Raw genomic sequence first — 15,147 nt, 5'->3', positions numbered from 1 at the left:
AAATTGTTAAAGAGCAGTGCCGCTTCGTTTTCGCTGCGGCGCGGGGTGTGCATATTACGCTTTCCCGCTTCAGAGTCAAGCAATTATTTTCGCTTTTCTCCGGGATTCTTCAACCGCCTCAGCGGGAGAACCCTTCTGACCCGGCGGCTTGCTTGCCGTTGTTCCGTGTCAGTGGAGGCGCATTATAGGGAGTTATTCCGAACCCGCAAGTACAAAGTTAAAAATATTTACCAACCGCTCACTATTTGGTCGATTTATACGTCAGAGACGCATTATTGCCTGGTTTTTAAACAAAAACGAGCCGCAAGCGGCTCGTTTTTACTGTTTTGTGACTTACTGCACTGCCACAATGCGATCGTTGTTGGCTTCCAGACGGATAACCTTGCCCGGGATCAACTCCCCGGAAAGAATCTGCTGTGCCAGCGGGTTTTCTATCTGTTGCTGGATTGCTCGTTTCAATGGACGAGCACCATAAACAGGATCATAACCATTTGCACTCAGCAGCTTCAGCGCTTCGTCGGAAATATGAATTTCATAACCGCGCTCTTCCAATCGTTTATACAGACGCTGCAACTGGATCTGGGCAATCGACGCGATGTGTTTCTCACCCAGCGGGTGGAATACTACGACTTCGTCGATACGGTTAATGAATTCCGGACGGAAGTTTTGGCTGACGACACCCAGAACCAGATCTTTCATATGGCTATAGTCCAGTTCACCAAAACGTTCCTGAATCAAATCGGAACCCAGGTTAGAGGTCATAATGACCACGGTGTTACGGAAATCAACCGTTCGCCCCTGCCCGTCGGTCAGACGGCCATCATCCAGTACCTGCAGAAGAATGTTAAACACATCCGGGTGCGCTTTCTCTACTTCATCCAACAGGATGACAGAGTAAGGACGACGACGAACCGCTTCGGTCAGATAACCGCCCTCTTCATAGCCGACATATCCCGGAGGCGCGCCGACCAGACGAGACACCGAGTGTTTTTCCATAAACTCGGACATGTCGATACGAATCATCGCGTCATCACTATCGAACATGAAGTTCGCCAACGCTTTACAAAGTTCCGTCTTACCGACCCCAGTTGGCCCCAGGAACAAGAACGAACCGATGGGACGATTAGGATCGGATAACCCTGCACGACTACGGCGGATGGCATTCGACACCGCCTCAACCGCTTCATCCTGGCCGATAACCCGATGATGCAAATCCTGCTCCATGCGCAGCAGTTTTTCGCGTTCGCTCTCCATCATGCGCGCCACGGGGATACCGGTCCAACGCGCCAGCACTTCCGCAATTTCTGCATCCGTCACTTTGTTACGCAGTAAGCGCATTGTTTTGCCTTCAGACTGGGTAGCGGCTTCCAGCTGTTTTTCGAGCTCCGGTATTTTGCCGTACTGCAGTTCAGACATGCGCGCTAAATCGCCCACACGACGCGCCTGCTCAATCGCAATTTTTGCCTGCTCGAGCTCGGCTTTAATAGTCTGGGTACCGGAGAGGGAGGCTTTTTCTGCTTTCCACTCTTCTTCTAACACCGAATACTGACGCTCTTTGTCGTCCAGCTCTTCATTGAGCATGTCGAGACGTTTCTTACTGGCGTCGTCTGACTCTTTCATCAACGCCTGCTGTTCCAGCTTGAGCTGGATGATGCGGCGATCGAGCCTGTCGAGCTCTTCCGGCTTCGAGTCAATCTGCATACGAATGCTGGAAGCGGCTTCATCGATAAGGTCGATGGCTTTGTCTGGCAGCTGACGATCGGAAATGTAGCGATGCGATAAGGTTGCCGCAGCCACAATCGCCGGGTCAGTGATCTGCACATGGTGGTGCAATTCATAACGTTCTTTTAAACCACGCAGAATGGCAATGGTGTCTTCGACCGTCGGTTCTGCAACAAACACCTTCTGGAATCGACGTTCCAGCGCGGCATCTTTTTCTATGTATTGACGATATTCATCGAGTGTAGTGGCCCCTACGCAGTGCAGTTCACCACGCGCCAGCGCAGGTTTCAGCATGTTGCCGGCGTCCATCGCCCCATCGGCTTTACCCGCGCCCACCATAGTGTGCAATTCGTCAATAAACAGGATGACATTACCCTCCTGTTTAGCCAGATCGTTCAGCACCCCTTTCAGACGCTCTTCGAACTCACCGCGGTATTTCGCCCCGGCCACCAGCGCACCCATGTCCAGCGCCAGTACGCGGCGGCCTTTCAGCCCTTCCGGTACTTCGCCGTTGACGATACGCTGAGCCAGCCCCTCAACGATGGCCGTTTTACCGACCCCGGGTTCACCGATGAGTACCGGGTTATTTTTAGTACGGCGTTGCAGTACCTGGATAGTACGACGTATCTCTTCGTCACGGCCAATCACCGGGTCAAGTTTGCCCTGCTCGGCACGCTCGGTCAGATCGACAGTAAATTTTTTCAACGCCTGACGTTGGTCTTCGGCTCCCTGATCGTTCACGCCTTCACCTCCACGCATTTGATCGATCGCCTGAGTCACATTAGCAGTTGTCGCTCCGGCAGATTTCAGCAGGTCGGTCAGCGTGCCACGTGAATCAAGCACTGCCAGAACAAAGAGTTCCGACGAAATAAAATTATCCCCACGCTTCTGCGCCAGTTTGTCGCACAGGTTTAGCGCCCGCACCAGATCCTGAGATGGCTGCACATCGCCGCCGGTACCTTCTACCTGCGGTAGACGGCTTAATGCCTGATCGATGGCCGTACGAAGCTGCCCGACGTTGACGCCAGCAGAGGTTAATAAAGGACGTACTGATCCCCCTTCCTGATTCAGTAAGGCGCTCATTAAATGAAGAGGTTCAATAAATTGGTTGTCGTGCCCCAGTGCGAGTGACTGGGCATCAGCGAGAGCAAGCTGGAATTTATTAGTAAGACGATCCAGACGCATAACTCCTCCCATAACAGGTCAAATTTGCTACTGGAGATTAAATGAGGTCATCCCTCAATTATTCAAGGTGAATGACCTGAATTATGCGAAAAGAAAACTACACGTACCGGATCGTCTTGATTCTATAGGTTATATCAGCCAAATGAAACTTGCCATACGACCGGTAGTCTTGTCGCGACGATATGAGAAGAATTCGTCCCGTTCTGTGAAGGTGCACCGATCGCCGCCGTAAATTTGCGTCACACCCAGCGCGGCTAAGCGCTGACGCGCAAGCTGGTAAATATCGGCCATATACTTCTCACCGACTGGCGTGAATGCGCTGGCCGCCTGCGGGTCGGCGTGCATAAAGGCCTCTCGTACTTCGGGGCCTACTTCAAAGGCCTGAGGGCCGATTGCGGGCCCAAGCCAGGCGAGGATGTTTTCTGGCTTATCGTTAAAACAGGCGACGGTCTCTTCCAGCACGCCGGCACACAGGCCTCGCCAGCCTGCATGGGCAGCCCCCACTTCCGTACCCGCGCGATTACAGAAAAGCACAGGTAAACAGTCGGCGGTCATCACGGCACAAACGGTACCCGGCGTATTGCTCCAGGAAGCGTCAGCACGTTTTGAAACGTAAGGTTCGCCGGTGAGTTTGAGCACCTGCGTGCCATGAACCTGTTCAAGCCAGACCGGTTTGGACGGCAACCGGCCAGCCGTAAACATACGGCGGCGGTTCTCTTCGACATGTTCTGGATTATCACCGCAGTGCGCCCCGAGGTTGAGTGAGTGCCAATCCCCTTCGCTGACGCCGCCAATACGCGTAGAACTACAGGCGGCCACACCTTCAGGCAGTGGCCATTGCGGGATAATCACTTTAGTCATAACCAGTCCACATCGTCCTTATGTTCTTCGAAATCGGCGCGCATGGCGTCAATAAGGTCCACCATATCCTGCGGAATAGGCGCATGCCACTCCATCTCAATACCGGAGATCGGATGGTACAGACGCAGCATGGTCGCATGCAGCGCCTGGCGGTCAAATTTACGCAGTTCGGCGATGAACGCCTCCGACGCACCTTTCGGCGGACGCGGACGGCCACCGTACAGCTGATCACCCACCAGCGGGTGAGTGATATGCGACATATGCACACGGATCTGGTGCGTACGCCCGGTTTCCAGACGCAGGCGCAAGCGCGTGTGGATACGGAAGTGCTCCATGATGCGATAGTGCGTCACCGCAGGTTTACCCATCGGATGCACTGACATATGCGTTCGTTTGGTCGGGTGGCGGCTGATCGGCTGCTCCACCGTGCCCCCGGCGGTCATATGCCCGATTGCAACGGCTTCATATTCACGGGTGATTTCACGCAGCTGCAGGGACTCTACCAGGCGCGTCTGCGCCGGAATAGTTTTCGCTACCACCATCAGGCCAGTGGTGTCTTTATCCAGACGGTGAACAATGCCCGCACGCGGCACATCAGCAATGGGCGGATAATAGTGCAGGAGTGCATTCAGCACCGTCCCGTCAGGATTACCTGCTCCTGGGTGGACAACCAGGTCGCGCGGCTTATTAATAACGAGGATGTCATCATCTTCGTAGACGATATTCAGCGGGATATCTTGAGGCTCAAAGCGAACTTCTTCTTCGATCTCAACATCAATGGCGACAACCTCCCCGCCTAACACTTTCTCTTTCGGCTTGTCCCAGACTTTGCCATTTACCAGCACGCGCTGGTCAAGGATCCATTCTTTTATGCGTGAACGCGAATAATCAGGGAACATTTCGGCCAAAGCTTGATCTAAGCGTTGACCGAGCTGATTTTCGGAGACTGTTGCGGTGAGTTCTACTCGTTGTGCCATGGACTGCTTCTTCGTTTAACGTTGGGTTTTACGGCTTTGCCGTTTAATATAGTGTGCTATTGTAGCTGGTCTTAATCGGGAGCAGGAAAGAGATTCTCCCGGACAAACATTTGAGGAAAGTCAAAACGTCATGACGCGCATGAAATATCTGGTGGCAGCGGCCACGTTGAGCCTGGCTTTGGTGGGCTGCTCCGGTTCAAATGAACAGGTCCCTGACAATCCGCCGAATGAAATCTATGCGACTGCTCAGCAAAAGCTGCAGGACGGTAACTGGAAACAGGCGATAACGCAACTGGAAGCGTTGGATAATCGCTATCCATTTGGTCCGTATTCGCAGCAAGTGCAGCTGGATCTCATCTACGCCTACTATAAAAACGCCGATCTCCCGCTGGCTCAGGCGACTATCGATCGTTTCATCCGTCTGAACCCGACTCATCCTAACATCGATTACGTGATGTATATGCGCGGCCTGACTAACATGGCGCTGGATGACAGTGCGCTGCAAGGCTTCTTCGGCGTGGATCGCTCTGACCGCGACCCGCAGCACGCTCGCGATGCGTTCAACGATTTCTCCAAGCTGGTTCGTGGTTATCCGAACAGCCAGTACGTGACCGATGCCGGAAAACGTCTGGTATTCCTGAAAGATCGTCTGGCTAAATACGAATACTCCGTTGCCGAATACTATACGCGTCGTGGCGCATGGGTCGCCGTGGTGAACCGCGTTGAAGGAATGTTGCGTGATTATCCGGATACGCAGGCTACGCGTAATGGCCTGAAGCTGATGGAAAACGCCTATCGCCAGCTGCAGATGAATGCCCAGGCTGAGAAAGTGGCAAAAATCATTGCTGCCAACAGCAGCAACACCTGATTTATCGCTTTCAAGAGAAACGGCAGCCTTCGGGCTGCCGTTTTTTTATGCGTTTACAGCTTTCGCTGAAGCGGTTTAGCCGCTACCCATCCAGTCAACTATGACCCCTAATCAGCTCTTCGACAAGGTTAAGCTTACGTCTTCCTGTCCTGGCTCACAAAAAGAAGGAACTGACAAAAAGTGACAAAATAACGTGATTTACATCACACATTTTGACATTAGAGACGGTATGCTGGAATCACCAAGACGGAAAGACAAGAGGTAAAATTTATGACAATGAACATTACCAGTAAACAAATGGAAATTACTCCGGCAATCCGCCAGCACGTCGCAGACCGTCTCGCCAAACTGGATAAATGGCAAACACACCTGATTAATCCACATATCATTCTGTCCAAGGAGCCGCAGGGCTTCATCGCTGATGCAACTATCAATACTCCTAACGGCCATCTGGTCGCCAGCGCAAAACACGAGGATATGTACACCGCTATTAACGATTTGATCAACAAGCTGGAACGGCAGCTCAATAAAGTGCAACACAAAGGGGAAGCCCGTCGCGCCACAACATCGGTGAAAGACGCCAGCTTCGCTGAAGAAGTTGAAGATGAGTAATCCTTTACATTGAGTTTATCGCCAACGCGCCTTCGGGCGCGTTTTTTATTGACAGGGTGAAAACAGTACAGGTACTTTAAGTCTGTCTTTACAAGGAATCTTCCCTGATGCTTAAACCGTTTTTCTTCGCATTCTTTTTTACCTTCCCCTGATTGGGAGGCGTTTCGTCGTGTGATAAAGAATGCGAAGACGAACAACAAGGCCTCCCAAACCGGGGGGCCTTTTTTATTGATAACGATAATATGATTAAGGCAAAGCGATGACACAGGAAAACCCGTTACTGGAACTGCGCGATAAGATCAGCGCACTGGATGAGAGATTGCTTTCACTGCTGGCTGAACGCCGTACCCTGGCGGTTGAAGTGGGTAAAGCCAAGCTCGCCACTCATCGTCCGGTACGTGACATTGACCGCGAACGCGACCTGATGGAGCGGTTAATTCAGCTGGGTAAAGCTCATCATCTGGATGCGCACTATATTACCCGCCTGTTCCAGCTGATCATCGAAGACTCGGTGCTTACCCAACAAGCTCTGCTCCAGCAACATCTGAATAAAACTAATCCCCACTCTGCCCGTATTGCTTTCCTTGGCCCGAAAGGATCTTACTCGCACCTGGCGGCACGCCAGTATGCTGCTCGTCATTTCGACGAGTTTATTGAGAGCGGATGCGCGAAGTTTGCCGATATCTTTAACCAGGTAGAGACCGGCCAGGCCGATTACGCTGTGGTGCCAATCGAGAACACCAGCTCCGGGGCAATCAACGACGTTTATGACCTGCTGCAACACACCAGCCTGTCGCTGGTTGGTGAACTGACCATCCCCATTGACCACTGCGTGCTGGTCTCCGGCTCGACGGACCTGAGCCAAATTAAGACCGTTTACAGCCACCCGCAGCCTTTCCAGCAATGCAGCCAGTTTTTGAATCGCTATCCGGACTGGAAAATTGAGTACACCGAGAGCACCTCCGCTGCGATGGAGAAAGTTGCTCAGGCTAACTCCCCTACCGTGGCGGCACTGGGCAGCGAAGCCGGTGGTGCGCTCTATCATTTACAGGTGCTGGAACGTAACCTGGCAAACCAGACGCAAAATATCACCCGTTTTATTGTGCTGGCACGTAAAGCAATTAATGTCTCTGACCAGGTTCCAGCCAAAACCACGTTGTTGATGGCGACAGGGCAGCAGGCGGGCGCGCTGGTTGAAGCGCTGCTGGTATTACGCAACCACAACCTGATCATGACCAAACTGGAGTCCCGTCCCATTAATGGCAACCCATGGGAAGAGATGTTTTACCTGGATATCCAGGCCAACCTTGAATCTGCATCCATGCAGAGTGCCCTGCGTGAGCTAAGTGATATCACCCGCTCAATGAAAGTGCTGGGCTGCTATCCTGGCGAAAATGTCGTGCCCGTCGATCCTGTTTAACGCTCGATAAAGAGGCTTTTCTTCACCCCTGCCACATTCACTGGCAGGGTGAAGATTGCGCCGGATAAAGGGTATTGCTTCACTTCTTCCGCGCTCATGTTTTCACGCGTGGTGGTAATAAAGAGCGTTTTCATATCCGCACCGCCAAAGCAGACCATGGTGGGGCAACGTACCGGCAGTTTATACTCCTCGAGCTGCTCGCCCATGGGTGAAAACCGGGCGATACGCCAGCCATCATACATGGCGCTCCAGTAACACCCTTCCACATCCATGGCCGCGCCATCCGGAATGCCTTCGCCCTCTACGAATTGACAGAACACTTCACGTTGGCCGGGCTCGGCCTGTTCATCGAGCGGAGTGCGATAAATCACCGCATTTGGCGTATCTGAGGTATACATCCACTTGCTATCCGGGCTGAAAGCCACCCCATTATGTCCCTGGATATCACACTGGATAACCCTGGGCGTAAGATCGTTATCAATACGCATCAGCATAGCCCCGTTATAATCCCCCGGCGCCCAGAACGTACCCGCGTAGAAACGTCCGAGAGGGTCAGTTCCGCCATCGTTGAAACGGGCAAGCTGCGGGTTAGAGGGGTTATCACAGACTTTACGCTGCAGGGTGCCGTTTTTATCCGTTAGCCAGATGGCATTACGCATGGCGACAATAAATCCGCCCCGCTCACGCAGCGCGAAACAGCCCACCTCTTCGTGAAAAGCCAGTACAGAATGTTCACCGTTGACCGGATGATAACGGTGGATCTCGCCCTCAAGAATATCTGCCCAGTAGAGAGCCTGTTCTTCCTCGCTCCAGGTTGGACATTCCGGTAAGTGCCCGGTGTAGTTAAACAGGCGCTGTAATTCAGCCATAACCGTTCCCCATAATGAAAAAAGCCAGCGTTGCTGGCTTTTAGTATATACATCACTGGATTACTGACGACTGTCATTTGCCTGTCGTAACAGTATCCGGCTCTCACTCTGGAAGCGCTGAGCGTAATCGCCAAACCAGTGTTCAACCTTGCGGAAACTGTCGATAAAGGCCTGTTTATCACCCTGCTCCAGCAGCGTTATGGCCTCGCCAAAGCGTTGGTAATAACGTTTGATCAGCGCCAGGTTGTTCGTTGACGACATAATAATGTCGGCATAAAGCTGCGGATCCTGGGCGAACAGACGCCCGACCATAGCCAGTTCCAGACGGTAGATGGGTGAAGACAACGACAGCAGTTGCTCAAGCTGTACGTTCTCTTCCGCCAGGTGAAGGCCATAGGCAAAGGTGGCAAAGTGGCGCAGCGCCTGAATGAATGCCATATTCTGGTCATGCTCAACTGCGCTGATGCGGTGCAAACGCGCGCCCCAGACCTGTATTTGCTCCAGGAACCACTGATACGCCTCCGGCTGGCGGCCATCACAATAGACAACCACCTGCTTCGCCAGACTGCCGCTGTCCGGGCCGAACATCGGGTGCAGACCTAGCACCGGCCCCTGATGGGCAGCCAGCATCGCCTGCAGCGGACCATTTTTCACGGACGCCAGATCGATCAGAATACAGTCTTTGGGTAATGGAGGCAGTTTAGCAATGATCTCTTCCGTCACGTGAATTGGCACGCTGACAATAACCATACCGGCGTCCGATACCATTGCTTCGGCCTGTGCCCAGTCCTCTTTTTCCAGAATACGCACCTGGTAGCCAGAAAGGGTAAGCATCTTTTCAAACAGACGCCCCATCTGGCCGCCACCGCCAACAATGACTACCGGGCGCAGCGAAGGACACAGGGTTTTAAAACCCTTATCGTTTTCGCTGGAGTAAGATTCACGCATTACACGGCGTAAGACATCTTCAATTAAGTCCGGTGAGACGCCCAGCGCCTCAGCCTCTTTTCGACGGGATGCCAGCATGGAGGCTTCACGTTCAGGTACATAAATCGGCAGGCCGTAATGACTTTTAACCTCGCCCACTTCGGCAACCAGCGACATCCGGCGCGCCAGCAAATCCAGCAGCGCCTTGTCCACCTCATCAATTTGATCGCGTAACGCGGTCAATTCAGCAACCATAACTACCCTCTTAAGCCAGACGCTTCGCCAGCTGGCCATTTAAATCTTTGTGGATCTCACGCAGCAGCGCATCGGTGGTTTCCCAGCTAATGCAGGCATCGGTCACGGAAACACCGTGTTTCATGGCGCTGCGAGGCTGTTCAGATGACTGATTTCCTTCATGGATATTGCTCTCGATCATCAAACCAATGATTGAGCGGTTGCCATCTTTAATCTGCGCTACCACCGATTCGGCCACCGCTGGCTGACGGCGGTAATCTTTGTTTGAATTACCATGACTGCAATCTACCATCAGCGCCGGGCGCAGTCCCGCCTGTTCCATCTCTTTTTCACACTGCGCGACGTCCGCCGGGCTGTAATTAGGCGCTTTGCCACCGCGCAAAATCACATGCCCGTCCGGGTTACCCTGGGTCTGCAGCAGGCACACCTGCCCGGCCTGGTTGATGCCCACAAAACGGTGAGGCATCGCGGCGGCACGCATGGCGTTAATCGCCGTAGCTAGGCTTCCGTCGGTACCATTTTTAAATCCAACCGGCATTGAAAGGCCAGAGGCCATTTCACGGTGAGTTTGTGATTCAGTGGTACGCGCGCCAATGGCTGACCAGCTGAACAGGTCCCCAAGGTATTGCGGGCTGTTCGGATCCAGTGCTTCGGTCGCCAGTGGCAGCCCCATACTGACCAGCTCCACCAGAAGATTACGCGCAATCTTCAGGCCTGCTTCCACATCAAACGAGCCATCCATATGAGGATCGTTAATCAGCCCCTTCCAGCCAACGGTGGTACGGGGTTTTTCAAAATAGACGCGCATCACCAGATAGAGGCTATCGCTGACCTCTGCGGCAAGGGCTTTAAATCGGTGAGCATATTCAATGGCAGTTTCAGGATCGTGAATAGAGCATGGACCGCACACCACCAGCAGGCGCGGGTCACGGCCAGCAATGATGTTAGAGATGGTCTGGCGGGAGTGCGCGATTTGCGCTTCCTGCTCGATGCTCAGCGGGAATTCCGCTTTCAGTTGATCCGGGGTGATCAAAACATGTTCATCGGAAATATGTACGTTGTTCAGCGCGTCTTTTTGCATGATGGCGATCCTGGAAGCTCGTTTGCGATAGTTGTTTTCCTCAGTGAGGAGACCTAACCATACCATAACAAGTAAAGATTTCAATCCAAAATACGTACATAAAAGTTTACGAAAGGCTATTTTAATGAAAAAAAAGCCCACAAATTCGTAAAGAATAAATTACAGTCCATATTCCTATTCGCCAGGCTATGCTGAAATAAAACGGAGAACATCAATGCGCCCGATTGCGATTTCACTGCTTTGCCTGCTGCTGGCTGCCTGTCAGGTCGATCCCTATACCCATCAACCTGACTGGACGGGCACCGACTGGTTCGATGCCGGAAAAGAAGATGCGCTGAGCGGTGCGGCGATCAAATCCAACGAAACGCTGGCCGATACCTATCACGATCCCGAAGTCGATCGGAGTCGCTATCTAAAGGGCTATAAGGCGGGGCAAGAGAAAATATGTCGGGAAGACCTTTTATTTGCCTGGGGTATGTCGGGAAAAATATTCCCGGCCAGCTGTGATACCGTAGAAAACAATAAGGAACTTCGACAAGCCTGGCAGCAAGGTATGGATGAAGGGACGCAATCAAGTCGTCTGAATTAATTATGACTTTCGCCCAGAATAGAATGCTTAGATTTTACTTAAGTCCCTAAAGAGATTTAGGGCCGTAATGACTGCCCAGATAAACGATGATATTCTTTCTGAGAATTTTCAGGACATATAATCCCTGGGCGGGGTAGCAGAATCTGGTGAGACACTCATTAACTATCTCCTGGCGCTGGGTCGCAGCGGCACTGTTTCTGTTTATTCCGTTCGGATTTGCAGCCAGTGCTACCTGGACTCAGACCGATACGTCGGTCCGTGCGATTGTCTCTGGCATCGTCAGTTATACCCGCTGGCCTGGGCTGCAAAGCCAGCCCACGCTCTGTATCTTTTCCACCTCCCGTTTTACGCAAGTGCTGAGCGGGAGTGATAACGTACCTCTTTCTTACATACCGATTATTGTCCACAACGACCAGGAAGCACTGGGAGCTGGCTGCAATGCCCTCTATTTTGGCAACGAATCACCGGAATCCCAGCAAGAATTAATCAACGCCTTTCATTCCCGCCCCTTATTATTAATCTCCGAACAAAACTCACAATGCCAAATTGGCAGTGCGTTCTGTTTGATATTTGACAGCGCCCGGGTGCGGTTCGCCGTCAATCTGGATGCACTTTCTCGCAGCGGCGTCAGAGTTAATCCGGATGTATTAATGCTTGCACGGAATCCAAAGCATGAATAAGGAAAATTATTCGACTCCGCGTCCAACGTTTAAACGTACGTTACGCCGTATCAGCCTAATTAGCGTCGTCATTACCATGATCCTGGTCTGGCTACTCCTTAGCATTGCTTCTGTGGTCACGCTGAAACAGTATGCACAAAAAAATCTGGCTTTAACCGGGGCCACAATGAGCCGCAGCCTGGAGGCCGCGATGGTATTCAACGATGCCACCGCCGCCAACGAAACGCTCGCGACCCTGGGTAAGCAGGGACAATTTTCCGCCGCCGTGGTGGTAGACCACCACAACAAGCGCTTTGCTGCCTGGTCAATGGGACCAAATGATAATACGGACAAACTGGGCGCCCTGGTCAGCCGTTGGCTCTTCCCGCTGCCGGTCTCTCAGCCCGTTCAGCATAACGGCCAGACCATTGGTGAATTACGTCTTACCGCACGCGATAGCCTGATCGGCCATTTCCTGTGGACCTCTTTTGCCGTGCTCACCGGCTGTATTCTCTTCGCCTCGTTTATCGCGTTAACCATCACCCGCCGCCTGCATAACGGTGTGGTGGATGCGCTACAGAACATTACCGATGTGGTGCATGATGTGCGCTCGAACCGTAATTTCTCTCGTCGCGTGCAGCAGGAACGCATCGACGAATTTCATCGCTTCGGTCAGGATTTCAATAGCCTGCTGGATGAGATGGAAGAGTGGCAGTTGAAGTTGCAGGCTAAGAATGCGCAATTACTTCGCACAGCGATGCACGATCCCCTTACCGGGCTTGCCAACCGTGCAGCGTTTCGTACCAGCATCCATTCGCTGATGAATGACGCCGCCGCAAGCACCCGCTCTGCCCTGCTCTTTCTGGATGGCGACGATTTCAAACGGATTAACGATACCTGGGGGCATGCGGCCGGGGATTGTGTATTGATAGAAGTGGCCCGCCGTCTGGTCGAGTTTAGCAGCAATCGCCATCAGTCCTTCCGCCTGGGCGGAGATGAATTTGCGGTGATCCTGTACGACATCCACTCGGAATACGAAGTTCAGGATCTCTGCGCCGACATTGCGCAACGGTTTACTCCTCCATTTGATCTGCATAACGGCAACACAACAACAATGTCTTTAAGTATTGGCTCTGCTCTAACGTGGGAACACAGTTCGGTTGAACATTTACTGGAGCAGGCCGACAGAAATATGTACCGGGTAAAACACCGGCGCGCAAAAACAATATCGTAAAAAGGATGACACTATGTTCAGGCGTTATATCGCACCGTTAGTATTAGCTTCAGCAATGCTTACCGGATGTCAGGCACCGCAGGGGAAATTTACGCCGGAGCAGATTTCCGCTATGAAGTCATACGGCTTTAGTGAAGAGAATGGCGACTGGTCACTTGGGCTATCGGCAAAGATCCTGTTCGGCAAAAACGAATATCAGCTACGCCCCGAAAGCGAGCAGCAGATCAAAACCATGGCATCGCGTCTTGCCACAACCGGGCTGACCCATGCGCGCATGGATGGTCATACGGATAACTACGGTGAGGATAGTTACAACGAAAGTCTTTCGTTGAAACGGGCAAATGTGGTCGCGGATGCGTGGGCACAGGGTGCCCAGGTTTCTCGCAACAATTTCACCACTAACGGGTTAGGCAAGAAATTCCCGGTGGCAGATAACAAAACAGCCCAGGGACGTGCCGAAAACCGCCGCGTCGCGGTCGTTATCAGCACGCCCTGAGGCGTTATTTCATCGATTCTGCCAGTGAAAGCGCGCTGGCTTTGCGCCAGCGCAGCCAGTCAATCATGACAAACAGCACCAGACTGCATCCCATCACTGGCATCATCAAACCCAGCAGCACGCTAATCAACAGCGTGACCATTCGCCCCCAGATCGGTAAATCTTTCCAGCTCTGAAAGAGCATCTGGGCCGGATTCATCACATTATGTGCCGGCCTGCGCATCCACCACATGCGATAACCCCAGACAATCATCACGCACAGGCCAACGCCAAAGGCGATGAGGAGCAACTGATTCGGCAAGCCAAACAGCACACCCATATGCAGATCCACACCCCAGCGAGTTAACTTTGCCATTAGCGGATAATCGGCGAAACGAGCATGGTCGAGTACCCTCAGAGTGTGCGGATCCACCGCCACGGCATCCACCTGAGTAGGCCAGCCACGATCGATTTCCGTCACCGTCCAGGCCTGGGTGTCGCTTTTAGCCGGTCGAATTTCAAGGCGAGACGCATCAATACCTGCCGCTTTAGCCGCATGCAGCACACCGTCGAATAGCGTCAAATCCGGTTTAACCGCAGGCATCGGCATGCTCATTCCATGTCCATGATGTTCAGCATGCGGATCGGCAGCCATCGCCGGCCCCTGCAATTGCGTATTCACCTGTGGCGTCATCCATCCCATCTGCGCGCGCAGTTTATCTACGTTGCCGCCTGCCCACTGTGACCAGGTAAGTCCGGTAGCAGAAAAGAGCAGCATACCGACCAGCAACGTCCAGCCGAGAGTGACATGTAGCCGACGACGATTCTGGAAACGATTATTAATGCGACGTTTCGGCCGGGTGATAAACCACAATGCGATTCCGCCAAGGGCAGCAATCCACATCCATGAGGCGGCCAGCTCGCTATACAGGCGTCCAACATCTCCCAGCAGCAGCGAGCGATGCAGGTAATCAATTTTCTGGCGCAGTGGCAGGATCCCACTGGTACCGTAAACGGTCATGTCGCCCCGAACGGCGAGGCTCACGGGATCGATAAAAATCGCCCGGTTTTCAGAGGCAGACAGTTCAGGGTCGGCATACATGACCCGGGTAGTTTCACCCGCAACCAAACCCGGACGTACAGCATGCAGACGCAACTCGCCGCCCGTCACTTTGTCTGCTGCAGCAATTTGCTCTGCCAGCGGCCGCGCAGGCCCCTGTGAATCGGTATGCAGGGCCTGATGATAAAGCGCCTCTTCCAGCTGTGGCGTGGCGACATACAGCGTGCCGGAGAGCGCGGCAATAAAGATAAAGGGCCCGACGAACAGACCAACGTAAAAGTGTAAGCGACGTAATAGGTTGCCCCATGCCGCGCGCGGAGTGCAGGTAGTCATACTTTTCCTTTTAAGGCAAA

Annotated in this window: 16 protein-coding genes and 1 other annotated feature; of the genes, 9 read left to right on the top strand and 7 right to left on the bottom strand. The window is 52.8% G+C overall.

The genetic code is table 11. From position 1 onward, the window contains the following. The coding region (locus B3B59_RS04800) for a hypothetical protein (RefSeq protein ID WP_286808218.1) at positions 1–188 on the top strand (188 nt) is incomplete at its 5' end. A gap of 145 nt (positions 189–333) precedes the next feature. On the opposite strand, the gene clpB is transcribed toward B3B59_RS04800, so the two are convergent. The 3 genes from clpB to rluD form a co-directional block, all read right to left on the bottom strand. After that, entirely contained in the window at positions 334–2,907 is a 2,574-nt protein-coding gene (gene clpB, locus B3B59_RS04795) for an ATP-dependent chaperone ClpB (RefSeq protein ID WP_040074444.1), read from the bottom strand. A 129-nt stretch (positions 2,908–3,036) separates the two neighbouring features. Next, the gene (yfiH, locus tag B3B59_RS04790) at positions 3,037–3,768 is read right to left on the bottom strand and encodes a purine nucleoside phosphorylase YfiH (RefSeq protein ID WP_286808216.1); all 732 of its coding nucleotides are present in this window, start codon (positions 3,766–3,768) and stop codon (positions 3,037–3,039) included. Continuing rightward, entirely contained in the window at positions 3,765–4,745 is a 981-nt protein-coding gene (gene rluD, locus B3B59_RS04785) for a 23S rRNA pseudouridine(1911/1915/1917) synthase RluD (RefSeq protein ID WP_046886231.1), read from the bottom strand. The genes yfiH and rluD overlap by 4 nt, the downstream gene beginning before the upstream one ends. 130 nt (positions 4,746–4,875) lie before the next feature. Between rluD and bamD the strand changes: the two genes are divergently transcribed. From bamD to pheA, 4 genes are all read left to right on the top strand, one after another. Continuing rightward, positions 4,876–5,613 carry an outer membrane protein assembly factor BamD gene (gene bamD / locus B3B59_RS04780; protein WP_212476267.1) on the top strand — a complete coding sequence of 246 codons (738 nt, stop codon included), beginning with the start codon at positions 4,876–4,878 and terminating at the stop codon, positions 5,611–5,613. A 270-nt stretch (positions 5,614–5,883) separates the two neighbouring features. After that, on the top strand, positions 5,884–6,225 hold the full coding sequence (gene raiA / locus B3B59_RS04775) for a ribosome-associated translation inhibitor RaiA (RefSeq protein WP_032613238.1): 342 nt from the start codon (positions 5,884–5,886) through the stop codon (positions 6,223–6,225). Positions 6,226–6,328: 103 nt separating this feature from the next. Next, positions 6,329–6,454, top strand: a sequence feature (Phe leader region). Continuing rightward, on the top strand, positions 6,330–6,377 hold the full coding sequence (locus tag B3B59_RS20470) for a hypothetical protein (RefSeq protein WP_411815397.1): 48 nt from the start codon (positions 6,330–6,332) through the stop codon (positions 6,375–6,377). It overlaps the preceding feature by 48 nt. 30 nt (positions 6,455–6,484) lie before the next feature. After that, positions 6,485–7,645 (top strand): bifunctional chorismate mutase/prephenate dehydratase, encoded by a 1,161-nt coding sequence (pheA, locus tag B3B59_RS04770; protein WP_286808215.1) that lies wholly within the window; start codon positions 6,485–6,487, stop codon positions 7,643–7,645. Here pheA and B3B59_RS04765 read toward each other — a convergent pair. From B3B59_RS04765 to aroF, 3 genes are read right to left on the bottom strand one after another with little or no spacing between them, the layout of a single operon-like run. After that, a complete protein-coding gene (locus tag B3B59_RS04765; RefSeq protein ID WP_286808213.1) occupies positions 7,642–8,514 on the bottom strand; it encodes an SMP-30/gluconolactonase/LRE family protein in 873 nt (290 codons plus the stop codon). The two genes, pheA and B3B59_RS04765, sit on opposite strands and share 4 nt — an antisense overlap. Before the next feature lie 60 nt (positions 8,515–8,574). Continuing rightward, a complete protein-coding gene (gene tyrA, locus B3B59_RS04760; RefSeq protein WP_046886235.1) occupies positions 8,575–9,696 on the bottom strand; it encodes a bifunctional chorismate mutase/prephenate dehydrogenase in 1,122 nt (373 codons plus the stop codon). A gap of 10 nt (positions 9,697–9,706) precedes the next feature. Continuing rightward, positions 9,707–10,777: a 3-deoxy-7-phosphoheptulonate synthase gene (aroF, locus tag B3B59_RS04755; RefSeq protein WP_207292238.1), complete on the bottom strand. Its 1,071-nt coding sequence runs from the start codon at positions 10,775–10,777 to the stop codon at positions 9,707–9,709. A gap of 214 nt (positions 10,778–10,991) precedes the next feature. Between aroF and B3B59_RS04750 the strand changes: the two genes are divergently transcribed. The 4 genes from B3B59_RS04750 (at position 10,992) to B3B59_RS04735 (ending at position 13,755) form a co-directional block, all read left to right on the top strand. Next, positions 10,992–11,366, top strand: a complete 375-nt coding sequence (locus tag B3B59_RS04750; RefSeq protein WP_212476272.1) for a DUF2799 domain-containing protein — start codon at positions 10,992–10,994, stop codon at positions 11,364–11,366. Positions 11,367–11,512: 146 nt separating this feature from the next. Continuing rightward, positions 11,513–12,046, top strand: a complete 534-nt coding sequence (locus B3B59_RS04745; protein ID WP_046886237.1) for a YfiR family protein — start codon at positions 11,513–11,515, stop codon at positions 12,044–12,046. Continuing rightward, positions 12,039–13,259, top strand: a complete 1,221-nt coding sequence (gene dgcN, locus B3B59_RS04740) for a diguanylate cyclase DgcN (RefSeq protein ID WP_286808211.1) — start codon at positions 12,039–12,041, stop codon at positions 13,257–13,259. Before B3B59_RS04745 ends, dgcN begins: the two co-directional genes overlap by 8 nt. A 13-nt stretch (positions 13,260–13,272) precedes the next feature. Next, positions 13,273–13,755: an OmpA family protein gene (locus B3B59_RS04735; protein ID WP_286808209.1), complete on the top strand. Its 483-nt coding sequence runs from the start codon at positions 13,273–13,275 to the stop codon at positions 13,753–13,755. A gap of 4 nt (positions 13,756–13,759) precedes the next feature. On the opposite strand, the gene B3B59_RS04730 is transcribed toward B3B59_RS04735, so the two are convergent. After that, the gene (locus B3B59_RS04730; protein WP_212476280.1) at positions 13,760–15,127 is read right to left on the bottom strand and encodes a PepSY-associated TM helix domain-containing protein; all 1,368 of its coding nucleotides are present in this window, start codon (positions 15,125–15,127) and stop codon (positions 13,760–13,762) included. Positions 15,128–15,147: the final 20 nt, after the last annotated feature.

Origin of the sequence: Leclercia sp. UBA2479 (genome assembly GCF_002341985.1) — a bacterium.
In the GTDB taxonomy this organism is placed as follows: Bacteria; Pseudomonadota; Gammaproteobacteria; order Enterobacterales; family Enterobacteriaceae; genus Enterobacter; species Enterobacter pneumoniae.
The sequence above is the reverse complement of the archived record's forward strand: the minus strand, read 5'-3'. Positions and strand labels throughout refer to the sequence as shown.